This is a genomic window from Pseudomonas sp. CCI3.1 (assembly GCF_034313985.1).
GTDB lineage: Bacteria > Pseudomonadota > Gammaproteobacteria > Pseudomonadales > Pseudomonadaceae > Aquipseudomonas > Aquipseudomonas psychrophila.
The window spans coordinates 3325702-3343443 of record NZ_JAVIWO010000001.1; the positions used below are offsets into that span (position 1 = coordinate 3325702).

General features: G+C 58.6%; 16 protein-coding genes. 6 read left to right on the forward strand and 10 right to left on the reverse strand.

All coding sequences use genetic code 11. From position 1 onward, the window contains the following. Positions 1-8: 8 nt before the first annotated feature. Positions 9-929, reverse strand: coding sequence for a LysR substrate-binding domain-containing protein (locus RGV06_RS15160; protein ID WP_019828228.1), 921 nt, complete (start codon positions 927-929; stop codon positions 9-11). A 152-nt stretch (positions 930-1081) separates the two neighbouring features. Here RGV06_RS15160 and RGV06_RS15165 point away from each other — a divergent pair, with 152 nt between their 5' ends. After that, the gene (locus RGV06_RS15165) at positions 1082-2497 is read left to right on the forward strand and encodes a NorM family multidrug efflux MATE transporter (RefSeq protein WP_037032677.1); all 1416 of its coding nucleotides are present in this window, start codon (positions 1082-1084) and stop codon (positions 2495-2497) included. 2 nt (positions 2498-2499) lie between these two features. On the opposite strand, the gene RGV06_RS15170 is transcribed toward RGV06_RS15165, so the two are convergent. Next, on the reverse strand, positions 2500-4062 hold the full coding sequence (locus RGV06_RS15170; RefSeq protein WP_019828225.1) for a putative bifunctional diguanylate cyclase/phosphodiesterase: 1563 nt from the start codon (positions 4060-4062) through the stop codon (positions 2500-2502). Between the two features lie 366 nt (positions 4063-4428). Here RGV06_RS15170 and rep point away from each other — a divergent pair, with 366 nt between their 5' ends. Continuing rightward, on the forward strand, positions 4429-6438 hold the full coding sequence (rep, locus tag RGV06_RS15175) for a DNA helicase Rep (protein ID WP_046808832.1): 2010 nt from the start codon (positions 4429-4431) through the stop codon (positions 6436-6438). Between the two features lie 56 nt (positions 6439-6494). Continuing rightward, positions 6495-7067 carry a xanthine phosphoribosyltransferase gene (locus RGV06_RS15180; protein ID WP_019828223.1) on the forward strand — a complete coding sequence of 191 codons (573 nt, stop codon included), beginning with the start codon at positions 6495-6497 and terminating at the stop codon, positions 7065-7067. Between the two features lie 158 nt (positions 7068-7225). On the opposite strand, the gene RGV06_RS15185 is transcribed toward RGV06_RS15180, so the two are convergent. From RGV06_RS15185 to dadA, 6 genes are all read right to left on the reverse strand, one after another. After that, positions 7226-9151, reverse strand: a complete 1926-nt coding sequence (locus RGV06_RS15185; protein WP_322150373.1) for an acetyl-CoA hydrolase/transferase C-terminal domain-containing protein — start codon at positions 9149-9151, stop codon at positions 7226-7228. A 118-nt stretch (positions 9152-9269) separates the two neighbouring features. Beyond that, positions 9270-9683 carry a c-type cytochrome gene (locus RGV06_RS15190; protein ID WP_019828221.1) on the reverse strand — a complete coding sequence of 138 codons (414 nt, stop codon included), beginning with the start codon at positions 9681-9683 and terminating at the stop codon, positions 9270-9272. Between the two features lie 181 nt (positions 9684-9864). Beyond that, on the reverse strand, positions 9865-10413 hold the full coding sequence (locus tag RGV06_RS15195; RefSeq protein WP_019828220.1) for a cupin domain-containing protein: 549 nt from the start codon (positions 10411-10413) through the stop codon (positions 9865-9867). 127 nt (positions 10414-10540) lie between these two features. Beyond that, positions 10541-11614 carry an alanine racemase gene (alr, locus tag RGV06_RS15200; RefSeq protein ID WP_322150375.1) on the reverse strand — a complete coding sequence of 358 codons (1074 nt, stop codon included), beginning with the start codon at positions 11612-11614 and terminating at the stop codon, positions 10541-10543. A gap of 101 nt (positions 11615-11715) precedes the next feature. Next, positions 11716-12069: a RidA family protein gene (locus RGV06_RS15205; protein ID WP_019828218.1), complete on the reverse strand. Its 354-nt coding sequence runs from the start codon at positions 12067-12069 to the stop codon at positions 11716-11718. Further along, on the reverse strand, positions 12041-13342 hold the full coding sequence (dadA, locus tag RGV06_RS15210; RefSeq protein WP_046810728.1) for a D-amino acid dehydrogenase: 1302 nt from the start codon (positions 13340-13342) through the stop codon (positions 12041-12043). The genes RGV06_RS15205 and dadA overlap by 29 nt, the downstream gene beginning before the upstream one ends. A gap of 156 nt (positions 13343-13498) precedes the next feature. Here dadA and RGV06_RS15215 point away from each other — a divergent pair, with 156 nt between their 5' ends. Further along, positions 13499-13987: an Lrp/AsnC ligand binding domain-containing protein gene (locus tag RGV06_RS15215; protein ID WP_019828215.1), complete on the forward strand. Its 489-nt coding sequence runs from the start codon at positions 13499-13501 to the stop codon at positions 13985-13987. A 60-nt stretch (positions 13988-14047) separates the two neighbouring features. On the opposite strand, the gene RGV06_RS15220 is transcribed toward RGV06_RS15215, so the two are convergent. Further along, positions 14048-14401 carry a YkgJ family cysteine cluster protein gene (locus tag RGV06_RS15220; RefSeq protein WP_019828214.1) on the reverse strand — a complete coding sequence of 118 codons (354 nt, stop codon included), beginning with the start codon at positions 14399-14401 and terminating at the stop codon, positions 14048-14050. A gap of 147 nt (positions 14402-14548) precedes the next feature. On the opposite strand from RGV06_RS15220, the gene RGV06_RS15225 reads away from it, so the two are divergent. Next, the gene (locus RGV06_RS15225) at positions 14549-15850 is read left to right on the forward strand and encodes an NAD(P)/FAD-dependent oxidoreductase (protein WP_046810729.1); all 1302 of its coding nucleotides are present in this window, start codon (positions 14549-14551) and stop codon (positions 15848-15850) included. A gap of 49 nt (positions 15851-15899) precedes the next feature. Here the strand turns inward: RGV06_RS15225 and RGV06_RS15230 are convergent, their stop codons facing one another. Beyond that, entirely contained in the window at positions 15900-16133 is a 234-nt protein-coding gene (locus tag RGV06_RS15230; protein WP_322150380.1) for a DUF1127 domain-containing protein, read from the reverse strand. 171 nt (positions 16134-16304) lie between these two features. Between RGV06_RS15230 and RGV06_RS15235 the strand changes: the two genes are divergently transcribed. Then, on the forward strand, positions 16305-17726 hold the full coding sequence (locus RGV06_RS15235; protein WP_322150382.1) for a PLP-dependent aminotransferase family protein: 1422 nt from the start codon (positions 16305-16307) through the stop codon (positions 17724-17726). Positions 17727-17742: the final 16 nt, after the last annotated feature.

Here is a 17742-nt window from a genome sequence, read left to right on the forward strand (position 1 = left end):
GAACGGAGCTATTTCAACTGCTCCACCGCAGGGAGCTCCATGGCGGCGACTTCATGTTGCAAAAAGTCGCTGAGACGGCGCAGGCGTTCACCGCCAGGGCGGGTCTTCGGCCAGACCAGGTAGTAGTTTTCGCCGCTGGCCACGGCGGCCGGGAACGGCAGGCTCAGGCGACCCTGGGCAACGTCTTCGGCAACCATCAGCAAGTCACCCATAGAGATCCCGTAACCCCGGGCGGCAGCGATCATGCCCAGCTCCAGAGTGTCAAAAACCTGCCCGCCCTTGAGTGATACTTGCCCGCTCAGGCCCATGCAGTCGAGCCAGCGGCGCCAGTCACGGCGGTCGGGCGTGGGGTGCAACAGCTCGGTGGCGGCCAGCCGTTTGGCGTCCCAGGGCTGATCGTCCAGAACATTTGGCGCACCGACCGGGATCAACATTTCCGCAAACAGCAGCGTGGCCTCCCAGTCCGGCGGAAAGTGGCCGTTGCTCAACAGGACGGCGCAGTCGAACGGTTCCTGATTGAAATCCACATTGTCGATATCCATCCAGGCACTGGTCAGCTGCACCTCGTTACCTGCTTGCAGGTGGCGAAACCGGCTCAGGCGGGCCAGTAGCCAGCGCATGGTCAGGGTCGAGGGGGCTTTCATGCGCAAGGTGTCATCTTCGGCACGCAAAGTGGTGCAGGCACGCTCCAGCGCGGCAAAACCTTCGCGCACACCCGGCAGCAACAGGCGGGCGGCTTCAGTGAGCTGCAGGCTGCGACCACTGCGCTGGAACAATCGGCAGGCGAAATGCGCTTCCAGGGTCTTGATATGCCGGCTGACGGCGCTTTGAGTGATCGACAGCTCTTCTCCCGCTCGGGTAAACGAGCTATGGCGAGCTGCCGCTTCAAAGGCACGCAAGGCATAAAGAGGTGGAAGGCTACGAGACATTGAGATTGTTCCTATGGTGCAACTGGCCGAGGTTTGAAATATAAGCTTTTGCATGAGTTTTAATCATGCCACTGATCGTTTTTATCCCTTTGCTTAAAACACTCAACGCGCCGAGAATCAAGCCTTTCAACGCACCTATAGAAATCTCAAAGATGATCAAACAGCATCCTGCACGTATCGAACTCTGGGCCATTATGCGGCTGGCGGGGCCGCTGATCGCCTCTCAGTTGGCTCACATGCTGATGGTGCTGACCGATACGCTGATGATGGCGCGCCTGAGCCCCGAGGCTCTGGCTGGCGGGAGCCTGGGTGCAGCCAGTTACTCGTTCGTGTCGATTTTTTGTATTGGTGTGATTGCTGCCGTGGGCACGCTGGTGTCGATTCGCCAGGGCGCGGGGGATATCGAAGGTGCGACCCGTCTGACACAGGCCGGGCTGTGGCTGGCCTGGGGGTTGGCGCTGGCAGGCGCGGTGATGCTCTGGAATATCAAACCGCTGTTGCTGTTGTTCGGCCAGACGCCCACCAACGTTGAGGCTGCTGGTCAGTTTCTGATGCTGTTACCGTTTGCCCTGCCCGGCTATATGACCTTCATGGCCTTGCGCGGCTTTACCAGTGCAATGGGTCGGGCTACGCCCGTGATGGTGATCAGCCTGATCGGTACCGTGGCCAACTTCCTGCTCAATTACGCATTGATTACCGGGATGTTCGGCCTGCCAAAGCTGGGCTTGATGGGTATCGGTCTGGTCACGGCGATTGTGGCGACTTGCATGGCGCTGGGCCTGGCCTGGCATATCCATCGTCATCCGGCCTATGACGCGTATCCAATCAGCAAGGGCCTGTCGCGTATCAATCTGACTTACTTGCGGGAACTGTGGCGTCTCGGTTTGCCGATTGGCGGCACCTACGCGGTGGAGGTCGGGCTATTTGCTTTCGCGGCGCTGTGCATGGGCACTATGGGCAGCACGCAACTGGCAGCGCATCAGATTGCGCTGCAAATCGTCTCGGTGGCGTTTATGGTTCCGGCGGGCATGTCGTACGCCATTACCATGCGCATTGGCCAGCACTATGGAGGCGGCGATTTGCAGCGGGCGCGGCTGGCGGGCCGGGTCGGGATCGGCTGCGGTGCGGTGATCATGCTGGGCTTCTCTGTGGTGTTCTGGTTCTTGCCGACCCAACTCATCGGTTTGTTCCTGGATTACAACGATCCGGCGTTCCGCCCGGTGTTCGAGTTGGCGGTGAGCCTGTTGGCGGTGGCTGCCTGGTTTGAACTGTTCGATGGTGCACAGACCATTGCGATGGGTGCCATTCGAGGGCTCAAGGATGCCAAGACAACATTTCTGGTGGGGCTGTTTTGCTATTGGGTGATTGGCGCACCGATGGCCTGGTTGCTGGCATTTACTTTCGGCTGGGGCCCTACCGGCGTGTGGTGGGGCCTGGCACTGGGCCTGGCCTGTGCGTCTATCAGTTTGACGCTGGCGTTCGAGTGGAAGATGCGCCGCATGATCAAGCAGGAGCGCAAGGCGGCGAAAGTGGCGGGCGTAGCAGCTGCTACAGAAGTTTGCCCTTAACCTTAGAGCGCAATTGGCACCTGCTGCTGCGCCCCAAAGGTCAAGTATTCCACCAGATCTGCCAAGGGCAGCGGTTTGCTGATGAAATAACCCTGTACCTGATCGCAGCCAAAATCGCGCAAAAGGGCAAGCTGTTCAGGGGTCTCGACGCCTTCGGCGACCACTTCCAGTTTCAGGTTATGGGCCAGGTTGATCATGGCGTGGACCAACTTGCGGTTCTCTTCGCGGCCTTCCATGCCACCCACAAAGCTTTTGTCGATCTTGAGTAGCGCAATCGGCAGGCTGTTGAGGTGCACAAATGATGAAAACCCCGTGCCGAAATCATCCAGCGAAAAGCGTACGCCGAGTCGCCCCAGTGCATCCATCGTTTGCTTGACCAGATCACTGCGACGCATCACGGCCGTTTCTGTCAGTTCGAACTCCAGCCATTGCGCTTCAACCCCGCGTTCGATGATCAAGCGGCTTAGGGTCGAGAGCAGCTGGCTATCCTGAAATTGGCGGAACGACAGGTTGACCGCCATGTGCAATGGTTCTAGCCCGCGTTCGCGTAGCACCTGCATGTCGCGCAGGGCGCGGGAGATAACCCAGTAACCCAGCGGCACAATCAGTCCACTCTGCTCTGCCAGGGGCACAAACTCGCTGGGTGCCAGGAGGCCGCGCTCGGTGTGGCGCCAACGCACCAGCGCCTCCAGCCCGACGATCTGGCCCGTGCCCAGATCCAGGCGTGGCTGGTAGTGCAGTTCCAGTTCGTCACGGCGCAGGGCGCGGCGCAGTTCGCTTTCGAGATCGGCCAGGCTGCGAGCATTGCGATTGATACGTTCGTTAAATACGTGAAAGGTGCAGCCCTGGGTGCTTTTGGCTTGCTGCATGGCGATGTGGGCGTGCCACATCAACGGGTCGGCCCCGGCATTGGCACGTGCATGGGCGATGCCCAGGCTGCAGCCGATCAGCAGGCTTTCACCATCGACCCAATAGGGTTCGGCCATTACTTCTGTAATGCGCTCGGCCATCCATTGCGCGCGCTCGGGCGCACGATGGGTATTGATTAGCAGGGCGAACTCATCGCTGCCCAGGCGCGCCAGTTGGTCGCCGGCTTCGAGCTGGCTTTTGAGGCGCGCCACCACTTGCAAGATCAAGCGATCGCCGGCCTGATGGCCCAGCGCATCGTTGGCGTGGCGAAAGTTGTCCAGATCCAGATGACCCAGGGCGATTCCGCGGCCGTCACTTTCGGCCAATCGTACAGCCAGCAGAGTCTGGAATCCCTGACGATTGGCGATGCCGGTCAGCGGGTCTTCTTCGGCCAGGCGTTGCAGCGTGTGTTCCAGCAGGCCACGCTCGCGGACATGACGCAGGCAGCGGCGCAGAACATCGGGAGTCAGGCTGGTGCTGACCAACCAGTCGCTGACCCCGTGGGGTGACGTTGCAGGCTCGGTGTCGAGCAGCAAAACCGTGGGCAAGCGGCAGCGGCCTGCTGGAGGCTGCAGCGCCGGTGTGGTCAGGAGCAGCGCATTGCGATCGTTCTCGAACAGATGGCTGACTGATTCCCAGCTCGGCGCGCACATCATGACGGCCATATTTCCCATGGGCGTCAGACACTCGCGCAATAACACTGCCCAAGATGGCTCTTCGGCCAATAGCAGTAAACGCAAGGGTTCGACAGGCGTAGACAAGCTAGCTCCCTAGACTCTGCAATAATTCGGGCGGTGGCCATTATGACGTGCCAGCAACCGATGGCAATGAAACGGGTTATCAAACACGTACGCGCGGCATTAACCCTACGGTAGCTGCAAATACTCATGGCATCCTGCGCGAAAGTAACAAAAGCGGCAAATTAAGATGATGTGGCATGTCACACCGTCGCACAGAGGCAGCAATATTTGCTCAGCCTGTTAAAATGCCCGCCCTTTTTACACACGACCCCTGATCTCGTCATGTCCCGACTCAATCCCCGGCAGCAAGAAGCCGTGAGCTATGTCGGCGGCCCTCTATTGGTGCTCGCCGGCGCGGGCTCCGGCAAAACCAGCGTGATTACCCGCAAAATCGCGCACCTGATCCAGAACTGTGGCATCCGTGCCCAGTACATTGTCGCCATGACGTTTACCAATAAAGCCGCCCGCGAAATGAAAGAGCGTGTGGGTACCCTGCTTAAAAAGGGTGAAGGTCGAGGCTTGACGGTGTGCACGTTCCACAACCTGGGTCTGAACATTATCCGCAAGGAGCATGCGCGGCTGGGCTATAAGCCGGGGTTCTCGATCTTTGACGAAGCTGACGTCAAAGCGCTGATGACCGACATCATGCAAAAGGAATACTCGGGCGACGACGGGGTCGATGAAATCAAGAACATGATCGGCTCGTGGAAAAACGACCTGATCCTGCCGCCACAGGCGCTGGAAAACGCGCGCAGCCCTAAAGAGCAGACAGCGGCCATTGTCTACACGGCCTATCAGCGCACGCTCAAGGCCTACAACGCAGTGGACTTTGACGACCTGATCCTGCTGCCGGTGAAGCTGTTCGAAGAACACGCCGATATTCGTGAAAAGTGGCAGAACAAAGTCCGCTACCTGCTGGTGGACGAATATCAGGACACGAATGCCAGCCAGTATTTGTTGGTGAAATACCTGATCGGCACGCGCAATCAGTTCACCGTGGTAGGTGACGACGACCAGTCGATCTACGCCTGGCGCGGCGCCCGGCCCGAAAACCTGATGTTGCTCAAGGACGATTACCCGTCCCTGAAAGTGGTGATGCTGGAGCAAAACTATCGCTCCACCAGTCGGATCCTGCGCTGTGCCAACGTGCTGATTTCGAACAACCCACACGAGTTCGAGAAGCAACTGTGGAGTGAAATGGGCCACGGCGACGAAGTACGGGTCATTCGCTGTCGCAACGAAGATGCCGAGGCCGAGCGCGTAGCCGTCGAAATTCTTACCCTGCACCTGCGCACCGACCGGCCGTACAGCGACTTTGCGATTCTGTATCGCGGTAACTATCAGGCAAAACTGATCGAGTTGAAGCTGCAGCACCATCAGATCCCCTATCGCTTGTCGGGTGGTAACAGTTTCTTCGGGCGCCAGGAAGTGAAAGACCTGATGGCGTACTTCCGTCTGATTGTGAATCCGGATGACGACAACGCCTTCCTGCGGGTTATCAACGTCCCACGTCGCGAGATCGGTTCGACCACGCTGGAAAAGCTCGGTAACTACGCCACCGAACGCAAAATCTCGATGTATGCCGCCACCGATGAAATCGGCCTGGGCGAGCATCTGGATGCCCGCTTTACTGATCGTCTGGGGCGCTTCAAGCGTTTTATGGACCGCGTGCGCCAACAATGTTCGGGCGAAGACCCGATATCTGCGCTGCGCAGCATGATCATGGACATCGACTACGAGAACTGGCTGCGCACCAACAGTTCCAGTGAAAAGGCGGCGGACTACCGCATGTCCAACGTCTGGTTCTTGGTCGAGGCGTTGAAAAACACTCTTGAGAAAGACGAAGACGGTGGCATGACCATCGAGGAAGCCATCGGCAAGCTGGTACTGCGCGACATGCTTGAGCGCCAGCAGGAAGAGGAAGACGGTGCCGAAGGCGTGCAGATGATGACGTTGCACGCGTCAAAGGGCCTGGAATTCCCGTACGTGTTCATCATGGGCATGGAAGAAGAAATCCTGCCGCACCGCTCCAGCATAGAAGCGGACACTATTGAAGAAGAACGGCGTCTGGCCTACGTAGGTATTACCCGTGCCCGTGAGACGCTGGCATTTACCTTTGCCGCCAAGCGCAAGCAATACGGCGAGATCATCGATTGTGCGCCGAGTCGCTTCCTCGATGAGTTGCCCCCGGACGATCTGGCCTGGGAAGGCAACGACGATACCCCCACCGAAGTGAAGGCGGTTCGCGGAAATACGGCATTGGCCGATATACGCGCGATGCTAAAACGCTAGAATTGACTATTTTTTACTCTACCTTCAGCGCATAAGCGCTATTTGAGGACGTTACGTTGGAAGCACTGCACAAGAAAATTCGCGAAGAAGGCATCGTGCTTTCCGATCAGGTTTTGAAGGTCGACGCCTTCTTGAATCATCAGATCGACCCTCAGTTGATGAAAGAAATCGGCGACGAATTCGCGCGCTTGTTCAAGGATTCGGGGATTACCAAGATCGTCACCATCGAAGCGTCGGGTATTGCTCCTGCCGTGATGACTGGCTTGAACTTGGGTGTACCTGTGATTTTTGCGCGTAAGCACCAGTCCCTGACCCTGACTGAAAACCTGTTGTCGGCCACGGTGTACTCGTTCACCAAGCAGACAGAAAGCACTGTTGCGATCTCTCCGCGTCACCTGCAAAGCAGCGACCGCGTGTTGGTTATCGATGACTTCCTGGCCAACGGCAAAGCCTCGCAGGCACTGATTTCGATCATCAAGCAAGCGGGCGCAACCGTTGCCGGTCTTGGCATCGTGATCGAGAAGTCGTTCCAGGGCGGCCGTGCCGAACTGGATGCTCAGGGCTACCGCGTTGAATCGTTGGCCCGGGTCAAATCCCTGGCCGACGGTAAAGTGACCTTTATCGAGTAACCCCCCCCTTCACGCCCGTAGCAGCTGCCGTAGGAACGAGGCTGCGTTCGACGGCGCAGTCGTCGTAAATCCGGGCGCCTCGGTGGGTCAGGTAAGTCCGGGGCTCAGGATTTACGATCGCTTCGCAATCGAACGCAGCCTCGTTCCTGCGGCAGCTGCTACGAAAGCCTCGTGGCATGGAGCCCTGCCAGCAGCAAACGCTGATAAAGCTCCTCGCGCAGGCCGTCCGGCTCGGCCAGGTGCATACGCTCCAAGTGTTCGGGGAATGCCTGCGGTGAGGGCGCATCCAGCGTGGCTTTGCCCAGTTGGTAAATCTGTGTGAGCTTGAATTTGCTCTTGAGCCAGTTCAACGCTCGCAGCAGGTCTTGCTCCTGTACGCTGAAATCGCTGCCCAGCGGATACTCCGGGAACAAGTGCGAGTGCCGAGCGGCAATTGCCTGCAAGCGTTGTGGGCTGTTATCGGCAAACCGTGGATCCAGGCAAAAGTCCTTGGGCAGTTTGCCAATTTGCTGCGCCTGCGCAATCAGCTCGGTCTGGAAGCGCGAGTCGGTGATGTTGAGCAGGGCTTCGATGACTTTGCGATCAGTTTTGCCGCGTAAATCGGCAATCCCGTACTCGGTGACCACGATGTCGCGTAAATGTCGCGGGATGGTGCAGTGGCCGTATTCCCAGACGATATTGGAACTCACGTCACCCCCCGATTCGCGCCAGCTTCGCAGCATGATGACCGAGCGCGCGTCATGCAGGGCGTGGCCTTGGGCAACGAAGTTGTATTGCCCGCCGACCCCGCTGAGTACCCGTCCATCTTCCAGTTGATCGGCAACGGCGGCACCGAGCAAGGTGGCGGTAAAGGCGCTGTTCACGAAGCGCGCATCACGCCGTTGCAGGCGTTTCAAGTCTTCCTGGCCATACAGCTCGTTGATGTAGCTGATGGCGGTCATGTTGAATTCGCGGCGTTTGCTGAGGGGCAGGTCTCGTAACCGCTGGTAAAAGTCTTGGGGGCCGAGGATGAAACCACCGTGGATGCTTACGCCGTCGCTTTGCAGGCTTTCGTCCAGGGTCCCTGCGTTGGCCTGTGCTTGCCGTTCGGCATCGGGGTAGACCTTGCGCCGCACAATCCCGGCATCGGCCAGCACCATCAGCCCGTGGACAAACATTTCGCTGCAACCATACAAGCCCCGGGCGAACGGTTCGACACCGCCCTGCTGTTCAATCAGCGTGTGCCAGGGCGTGATGTCGATCTCGTTGAGCAGGGCGCGATAGTCGTCATTGTTGCCCTGGCGCGCCAGCAAGGCGGCACTCAGGGCGTCGCCCATCGAGCCAATGCCAATCTGCAGGGTGCCGCCATCCCGTATCAGGGTACTGGCGTGTAAACCGATAAAGTGATCTTGCAGGGTGACCGGCATAATGGGGGTAGAAAACAGGGTGGTGCGCTCATCTTCGTCGATCAGGAGGTCAAAATCATCAACGTCGAGTTCCGAGTCGCCGGGCATGTAGGGTAGGTCACTGTGTACCTGGCCGAGCATCAAAATGGTCTCGCCCTCGGCTCGCCGCTTGGCAATCATGGGCAATAAATCGAGGGTGATGTCGGGGTTGCAGCTCAAGCTCAGGCGCCGTGCATCCTGAGGGTTGCGGGCAACCAGCTGCGCCACCAGATTCAGGCCGCCAGCATTGATATCGCGCGCCGCGTGGCTGTAATTGCTGCTGACATAATCCTGCTGGGCTGGGGGGCTGTTGAGCAAACTCCCCGGCTGCATGAAGAATTGCTCGACGACTATATTGTCGGGCAGGCTGTTGCGATGCAGGTCGGCAAGGTAGTCCAGCTCGATGTAGTCGCCAAATACCCGCTCGACAAAAGGCTCCAGAAACAGCCGCTGCAAGCCATCCCCAAGCGGCGGGCGGCCGAGACTCAGGGCGGTGTAGATCGTGAGCCGGCGCTCGGGTAACAGTTTGATCCGCTGATACAGCGCGTTGACGAACCGGTTGGCCTTGCCCAGCCCCAGCGGCAGGCCCAGGTGAATATGTGTGGGTAGACGCGCCAGTACATCATCGACTGCGCGCTCGATCGAACAGGACTGCACCATCTGACCCCTCCTTATCAATCCTTGAATATAGACGTGATAGGCATCAGGGGGGGCGGACTGACTCAAATCCCGGGCACAAAAAAGCCGCCCATCAGCGGCTTTTTCAGAGAGGTGCGGTTTACTTCAAACCGGACATCTTCTCGATGGCGCCTTTAAGGTCTTCATCGGAGCACGTCATGCAGGTGCCTTTAGGCGGCATGGCGTTGATACCGGTGATGGCCTTGGCCAGGATGCCATCAAGGCCGCCCTGGTGATCAGCGCGCTCTTTCCAGGCTGCGGTGTCACCGATTTTCGGTGCGCCCAACAGGCCGGTGCTGTGGCATGCGCTGCAATGCTTGGCAATGATGTCGTCGGGGGTCATGCCGCCGCCACCGCCCACAGAGGCAGTCACTTCCATGCCTTTGCATTCTTGCCCTTGAACACAGACTTTACCGACTGGCTCAAGACGTTTTGCGATGTCATCGTTCGTTGTTGCCTGAGCGCTGACTGCCCAAAGGGCCATTACTGTTGCTGGTACGGCCAGCATTTTCATAATTAGGTTCACGCGTACACCCTCAATGGTGGCTAGTCACGCCCACAACCACGGTTTCGCGGGCGGGCGAAAGTATAACGGTTAGCCCGCCACTCTGAAACAACCCTAAAGACAAAGGGGGAATAGAGCTGGCGAAATGCATCTTCGGGTGCCTCTGCAAGCAGGCAGGGCGCCTCTGTTCTTAGAAGTTCGCCGGGGTGGCTGCGCTGATTAGTCGCGCCGCAACGTCGAACGGATTACGGAAACGGTGTGGCTTTGAGCTTTCGAAATAGTAGCTGTCACCGGCTTCGAGCACGAAGGTTTCAAGCCCCACGATTAACTCTAGGCGACCTTCCACTAAAATCCCGGTTTCTTCGCCTTCATGGGTCAGCATTTCGTCCCCGGTATCGGCACCCGGTGGATAAATCTCGTTGAGAAAGGCGATGGCCCGGCTTGGATGTGCCTTGCCGACCAGTTTCATGGTCACGGCGCCATCGGAAATGTCGATCAGCTCATTGGCTTTGTACACAATCTGGGTCGGGTTTTCTTGAAGGATCTCTTCGGAAAAAAACTCGACCATGGACATGGGGATGCCACTCAGCACTTTTCTCAGGGAGCTTATGGACGGGCTCACGCTGTTCTTTTCGATCATCGAAATGGTGCTGTTGGTGACGCCCGCGCGCTTGGCGAGTTCACGTTGTGACAGGCCTTTCAGTTTGCGGATGGATTGCAGTCGTTCACCGACGTCCAATGCAGGAGCCTCCTAGGGGTCAGATTCAGGTCGAGAAGTCGCCATCATGGCGATAGCGTTCAGTATTTACAACACTTCGACTTCAAACCTGGGTGCCCATTAGCCCCCGCACTTTGGATACAACTGATCAGCTCCCGGAATAGAGGCGTGGCGCTCGTTTCAGGTTGCAGAAAATCTGGTAAGGAATGGTGTCAGCCTTGGCTGCCACTTCACTGGCGAGGATGTTTTTGCCCCACAGCTCCACTGTCGAACCCAGGCCTGCCTGCGGCACGTCGGTGAGATCGATGCACAGCATGTCCATCGACACCCGGCCCAGCAGTTGGCTGCGTACGCCGGCCACTAGTACAGGGGTTCCGGTGGGGGCCTGGCGCGGATAGCCGTCTGCATAACCCATGGCTACCACACCAATTCGCATCGGTTTTTCGGTAATGAATCTGGCGCCGTAACCTACGGGTTCGCCAGCAGGCAATTCACGTACGCAGATCACTTTGGACTCCAGGGTCATCACCGGCTGCAGGCGTGATGCAGTGGCCTGGGGTTCTTCGAATGGCGAGGCGCCATATAGCATCAGGCCCGGACGTACCCAGTCACTTGGCACGCGTGGCCAGCCGAGTACAGCCGGCGAGTTACGCAAGCTGACTTCTGCCGTCAAGTCGGCGCGAGCGCCCAGGAACACAGCGACTTGCTCTACGCTTCGGGTGCAATCGAGCTCATCGGCGCGAGCAAAGTGGCTCATCAGCACAATGTTCGCCACATTGGCACTGGCCTGCAGACGCTGGTAAGCGGCCTTGTAATCATTGGGGTGCAAACCGACGCGGTGCATGCCGCTGTCCAGTTTCAACCACACGTGGATCGGTTTGGTGAGTCTGGCCTGCTCGATGGCATCGAGTTGCCACAGTGAATGCACCACGCACCAGAAGTCGTGCTCGACAATCAGTGGCAGTTCATCCGCTTCAAAAAAACCTTCAAGCAGCAGGATGGGGGCACGGATACCGGCGGCGCGCAGCTCCAGTGCTTCTTCGATACAGGCAACGGCAAAGCCATCGGCCTCGGCTTCAAGGGCCTGGGCGCAGCGCACGGCTCCGTGACCGTAGGCGTCGGCCTTGATCACTGCGAGGGCCTTGGCCCCCGTGACTTCACGGGCCAGTTGGTAGTTGTGGCGCAGGGCTTGGAGGTCGATCAGGGCACGGGCTGGGCGCATGGCGGCGGGCTTCTAACGGCAGTTGAATAAAAAACCGGCGCTGACCCACGGCGTTAACCGCGTGCCGCACCGGAAGAGGGACTATTACGTGATCGAAAAACCTACGGCAGTGCTGCCACAACAGACAATTCGACCAGAATTTCAGGTTCGCACAACTTGGCCTCAACGGTGGCACGGGCGGGTGCGACGCCTTTAGGCAGCCACTGATCCCAGACGCCATTCATGCCGGCAAAGTCGGCATCAATGTCTTTGAGGTAGATGGTGACCGACAGGATGCGGCTTTTGTCGGTACCCGCCAGGTCCAGCAAGTGCTCGATGTTGGCCAGTGTTTCACGGGTTTGCTGCTCAATCCCGGCGTTCATGTCGTCACCGACTTGACCGGACAGGTAAACAGTACCGTTATGGGAAACGATCTGGCTCATGCGTTCATTGGTGAGCTGGCGCTGGATTGCCATGTTTTGCAGCCTCCTGGTGGTTACCGTAGCGGGAAATATCAAGGCCTTCGGCGCTGATTTGTGGTGTCTTCTTGGCCATCACATCTGCAAGGAAACGACCGGAGCCGCAGGCCATGGTCCAACCGAGCGTGCCATGACCGGTGTTCAGGAACAGATTCTTGAACGGAGTTGCGCCCACAATCGGCGTACCGTCCGGCGTAGTCGGGCGCAGGCCGGTCCAGAAGCTGGCCTGGCTCAAGTCACCGCCCTGAGGATAAAGGTCGTTGACGATCATCTCCAGGGTTTCGCGTCGGCGCGGGTTCAGCGACAGGTCGAAACCGGCGATTTCAGCCATGCCGCCCACGCGGATACGGTTGTCGAAACGGGTGATCGCGACCTTGTAGGTCTCGTCGAGAATGGTCGACGTCGGGGCCATGTCCGAGTTAGTGATCGGAATGGTCAGCGAGTAACCCTTGAGCGGGTAGACCGGGGCCTTGATGCCCAGCGGCTTGAGCATCTGCGGCGAGTAGCTGCCCAGTGCCAGCACGTAGCGATCAGCGGTTTCGAGCTTGCCGTCGATCATTACGCCATTGATGCGATCGCCTGCGTAGTCCAGGCGCTGGATGTCTTGGCCGAAGCGGAATTCAACACCCAGGTTTTTGGCCATTTCAGCCAAGCGGGTGGTAAACATCTGACAGTCGCCGGTCTGGTCATTAGGCAGACGCAGGGCGCCGGCCAGAATGTCGGTCACGTTGGCCAATGCGGGTTCAACCCGGGCGATGCCTGCGCGGTCGAGCAGCTCAAACGGAACCCCGGATTCCTTGAGTACCGCGATGTCCTTGGCCGCGCCATCCAATTGGGCCTGGGTGCGGAACAATTGAGTGGTGCCCAGGTTGCGAGCCTCGTAGGCAATGCCGGTTTCGGCGCGCAGTTCGTCGAGGCAGTCACGGCTGTACTCGGACAGGCGAACCATGCGCTCCTTGTTCACGGCATAGCGGCTGGCTGTGCAGTTGCGCAGCATCTGCGCCATCCACAGGTATTGGTCGATGTTGGCAGTGGCCTTGATGGCCAGAGGCGCGTGGCGCTCGAGCAGCCACTTGATTGCCTTGAGGGGCACGCCCGGCGCTGCCCACGGCGAAGCATAGCCTGGGGACACCTGACCGGCGTTGGCAAAGCTGGTTTCCATTGCAACGGCTGGCTGACGGTCTACGACGACCACATCGAAACCGGCTCGGGCCAGATAATAGGCGCTGGCAGTACCAATAACGCCGCCACCCAATACCATAACTCGCATATTTATATCCCTCATCGCGGCCAGCCGCAGACGTTTATTGTTCAGAGCGAAGATGAGCGCAGTATATGAAGCATTGAGTAGTGGAATTCACTGTATAAGCAGCTATATTTGGCGACAATTCTCGGGCACAACCCTTTTCACGGAGGAGAATCTCCTATGCGTACAAATCACCAAACAAAACGTGAATTGGACAAGATTGACCGCAACATTTTGCGCATCCTTCAGGCCGATGGCCGCATCTCGTTTACCGAGCTGGGAGAGAAGGTCGGGCTGTCGACTACGCCCTGTACTGAACGGGTGCGCAGGCTGGAACGTGAAGGCATCATCATGGGCTACAACGCCCGACTCAACCCGCAGCATCTGCAGGGCAGCCTGCTGGTGTTTGTCGAGATCAGCCTGGACTACAAGTCGGGCGACACCTTTGATGAGTTTCGCCGTGCCGTGCTGAAGTTGCCCCATGTGCTGGAGTGCCACCTGGTGTCGGGGGACTTCGACTATCTGGTCAAGGCACGGATCAGCGAGATGGCCTCGTACCGCAAGTTGCTGGGCGACATTCTGCTCAAGTTGCCCCACGTGCGTGAGTCCAAGAGCTATATCGTGATGGAAGAAGTGAAAGAGAGCCTGAACTTGCCGATTGCAGATTAAACGTTGCCCTCACCAGCCCTCTCCCTAGGGAGGGGGTCAGGGTCAGGGGCTTTTGATCTTTTAGACCAGCACCTGCCGCGTACTGGCGATGTATTCATGCACCAGCTTCTCTGCGCCAGGATGAATCATCTCCACAGGACGTCGGCCATTGGGGCACGGCAGCGTGGGTGTGGTACCAAACAGACGACAGATCAACGGCCGCTCTTCATACACCGTGCAACCGTTGGGCCCCAGATGCACACAGTTGAGCTCGTCCATCGCGGCTTCCTGCTCGGCGGCCGTCTTGCGCGGCAAGCGGGCCATTTCTTCGGATGAGGTGGTCACCGGCCCGCAGCAGTCATGGCAACCCGGCACGCATTCAAACGAGGGGATTTGCTGCCTGAGAAAGCGGATCTTGTGACTGTTGCAGCTCATCCAGAACGTACCGATTTTGAAAAGGCCGCAAAGTCTGCCTGAAAAGCCCCGCTCTAGACAGCGCCGTCCGGCTGTTCTTGCCCCGTGGGAATAGCCCGGCTTATGCTCCGTCAAATTTTACAAACATCGACAATCAGGATTACGCACATGAGCGCCCCGGTTCAGCGCAGCCAGCACACCGCCTCTTATTACGCCGCCAGCAGCCTGCCGCAGCCCGATCATCCGGTGCTGCAGGGCGAGCTGGTGGCTGATGTATGCGTAGTGGGCGGTGGCTTTTCCGGTCTGAACACGGCGCTGGAATTGGCCGAGCGCGGCATGAGCGTGGTTTTGCTCGAAGCCTGCAAGATCGGTTGGGGTGCCAGCGGGCGCAATGGCGGTCAGTTAATTCGCGGCGTTGGCCATGGCCTTGAGCAATTTGAAGGCATTATCGGCAAGGACGGCGTACGGCAGATGAAATTGATGGGGCTGGAGGCGGTGGAAATCGTTCGCCGCCGCGTAGAGCGCTTCAATATTGCCTGCGACCTGACTTGGGGCTATTGCGACCTGGCTAACAAACCGCGTGACCTTGAAGGTTTCGCCGAAGAAGCCCAGGAGCTGCGGGGCTTGGGCTACCGCCACGAAACCCGCTTGCTGCAAGCCAACGAGGTGCGAAGCGTGGTGGGCTCGGACCGTTATGTCGGCGGTCTGATCGATATGGGCTCGGGGCACTTGCACCCGCTTAACCTGGCACTGGGCGAAGCAGCGGCAGCTGCGCAGTTGGGTGTGAAACTGTTTGAAAACTCCGCCGTGACTCGAATCGATTACGGCCCTGAAGTCCGGGTTCACACGGCGCAGGGCTCAGTGCGGGCCAAAAGTCTGGTGCTGGGGTGCAACGCCTATCTAAAGAATCTGAATCCGCAACTCAGTGGCAAAGTGCTGCCTGCAGGTAGCTACATCATTGCCACCGAGCCGCTGAGTGAGGCCCAGGCACACGCTTTGCTGCCGCAGAACATGGCGGTGTGTGATCAGCGCGTGGCGCTGGATTACTACAGATTATCGGCCGACAGACGCTTGCTGTTCGGAGGGGCTTGTCATTATTCGGGACGCGATCCGCAAGATATTGCGGCGTATATGCGGCCCAAAATGCTTGAAGTATTCCCCCACCTTGAACACGTGAAGATCGATTACCAATGGGGCGGGATGATAGGTATCGGTGCCAACCGTTTGCCGCAGATCGGTCGCCTGCAAGACCAACCCAACGTGTATTACGCGCAGGCGTATTCAGGGCATGGGGTCAACGTGACCCACCTGGCAGGCCAGTTGCTGGCCGAGGCCATCAGTGGCCAGCACAGCGATGGTTTCGATCTGTTTGCCAAAGTCCCGCACATCACCTTCCCGGGTGGCAAATACCTGCGCTCGCCGTTACTGGCGCTGGGGATGCTGTGGCACAGGCTTAAAGAGTTGCGTTGAACAAAACCCTGTAGCCGCTGCCGCAGGCTGCGGCGGCTACAGGTTTTGGTTACGAACGCCAAAACGGTTTGCAGCCTTCATGGCGGGCCAATTCGCGGCTCAGGCCCACGTCACGCAGTTGATCCTCGTCCAGGTTGAGCAGCACGCGGCGGCTGCGTGCGCGGTGCCAGAACAGGCTCCAGCGGCCCAGCTTGGCGGGGGCGCTCATGATTTCCCGGGACTCGTGTTCGGCCAGTAGTTGTTGGCTGTGCAGCGTCAGGCGGACATCGCTCATACCATTCATCAGGCAGCTCCTTTTGACTCAATCGCCATGAGTCAGCATGATGGCCTCGCGCCAAAAACCATGACAGATTCAGCAAAGTCATTTTACGTGCATACAGATACGGTTTTTCAGGCGCTGAATCCTTGGTTTTTACCCCATCTGTACTGGTCAACCCCCATCGGGAGCCCTGCCATGACCCTTTACGTCAATCTTGCCGACCTGCTCGGTACGCGAATTGAGCAGGGCTTTTATCGTCCAGGCGACCGCTTGCCCTCCGTGCGGGCGTTAAGCGCCGAGCATGGCGTGAGCCTGAGCACGGTGCAGCAGGCGTATCGGTTGCTGGAAGACAACGGGCTGGCTTCGCCACGGCCCAAGTCCGGGTACTTTGTGCCCATGGACCGTGAGTTGCCTGCGTTGCCGGGTATGGGCAAACCTGCCCAGCGGCCAGTGGAAATATCGCAGTGGGAGCAAGTGCTGGAGTTGGTGCGATCCGTGCCGCAAAAAGACGTGATCCAGTTGGGGCGCGGCATGCCCGATGTCACCACGCCGACCATCAAACCGCTGTTGCGCAGCCTGGCGCAAATCAGCCGGCGCCTGGATTTGCCCGGTCTGTATTACGACAACGTGTACGGCGTGCTGGGCCTGCGTGAACAGTTGGCGCGTCTGTTGCTCGATTCGGGCTGTCAGCTTGGTGCTGAAGACCTGGTGATTACCACCGGCTGCCATGAGGCGCTGTCGTGCAGCATTCGAGCGGTGTGTGAGCCAGGCGACATCGTGGCGGTCGACTCACCGAGCTTTCATGGTGCCATGCAAACCCTCAAGGGGCTGGGCATGAAGGCGCTAGAGATTCCTACGGACCCGCTGACCGGGATCAGCCTTGAAGCGTTGGAGTTGGCGCTGGAGCAGTGGCCGATCAAGGCGATCCAAATTACGCCCAGCTGTAACAACCCGTTGGGCTACATCATGCCCGAGGCGCGCAAGCGGGCGCTGGTGACGCTGGCTCAGCGTTTTGATGTGGCGATTATCGAAGACGATGTGTATGGCGAGCTGGCTTACACCTACCCGCGTCCGCGCACGATCAAATCTTTCGATGATGATGGCCGGGTCTTGCTGTGCAGCTCATTCTCCAAAACCCTGGCCCCCGGCTTACGTGTTGGCTGGGTTGCACCGGGGCGTTATCTGGAGCGGGTGCTGCACATGAAATACATCAGCACCGGTTCCACGGCGCCCCAGCCGCAACTGGCGATTGCCGACTTTCTGAAGAACGGCCATTTCGAGCCGCACCTGCGCAAAATGCGCAGCCAATATCAGCGCAATCGCGATCTGATGCTGGGCTGGATCAGCCGCTACTTTCCACCCGGCACTCGTGCCAGTCGGCCCCAAGGCAGTTTTATGCTCTGGCTGGAGCTGCCGGAGGGGTTTGACAGCTTGCGTCTTAATCGCGCGCTGCTGGATCAGGGGGTACAGATTGCGGTGGGCAGTATTTTCTCAGCCTCCGGCAAGTACCGTGACTGCTTGCGCATGAACTACGCTGCAAAGCCTACACCGCAGATTGAGGAGGCGGTGCGCAAGGTCGGGATGGCAGCCAGTAAACTGTTGGCTGAAGCTGTTTAATTACCCTTGTGACGTC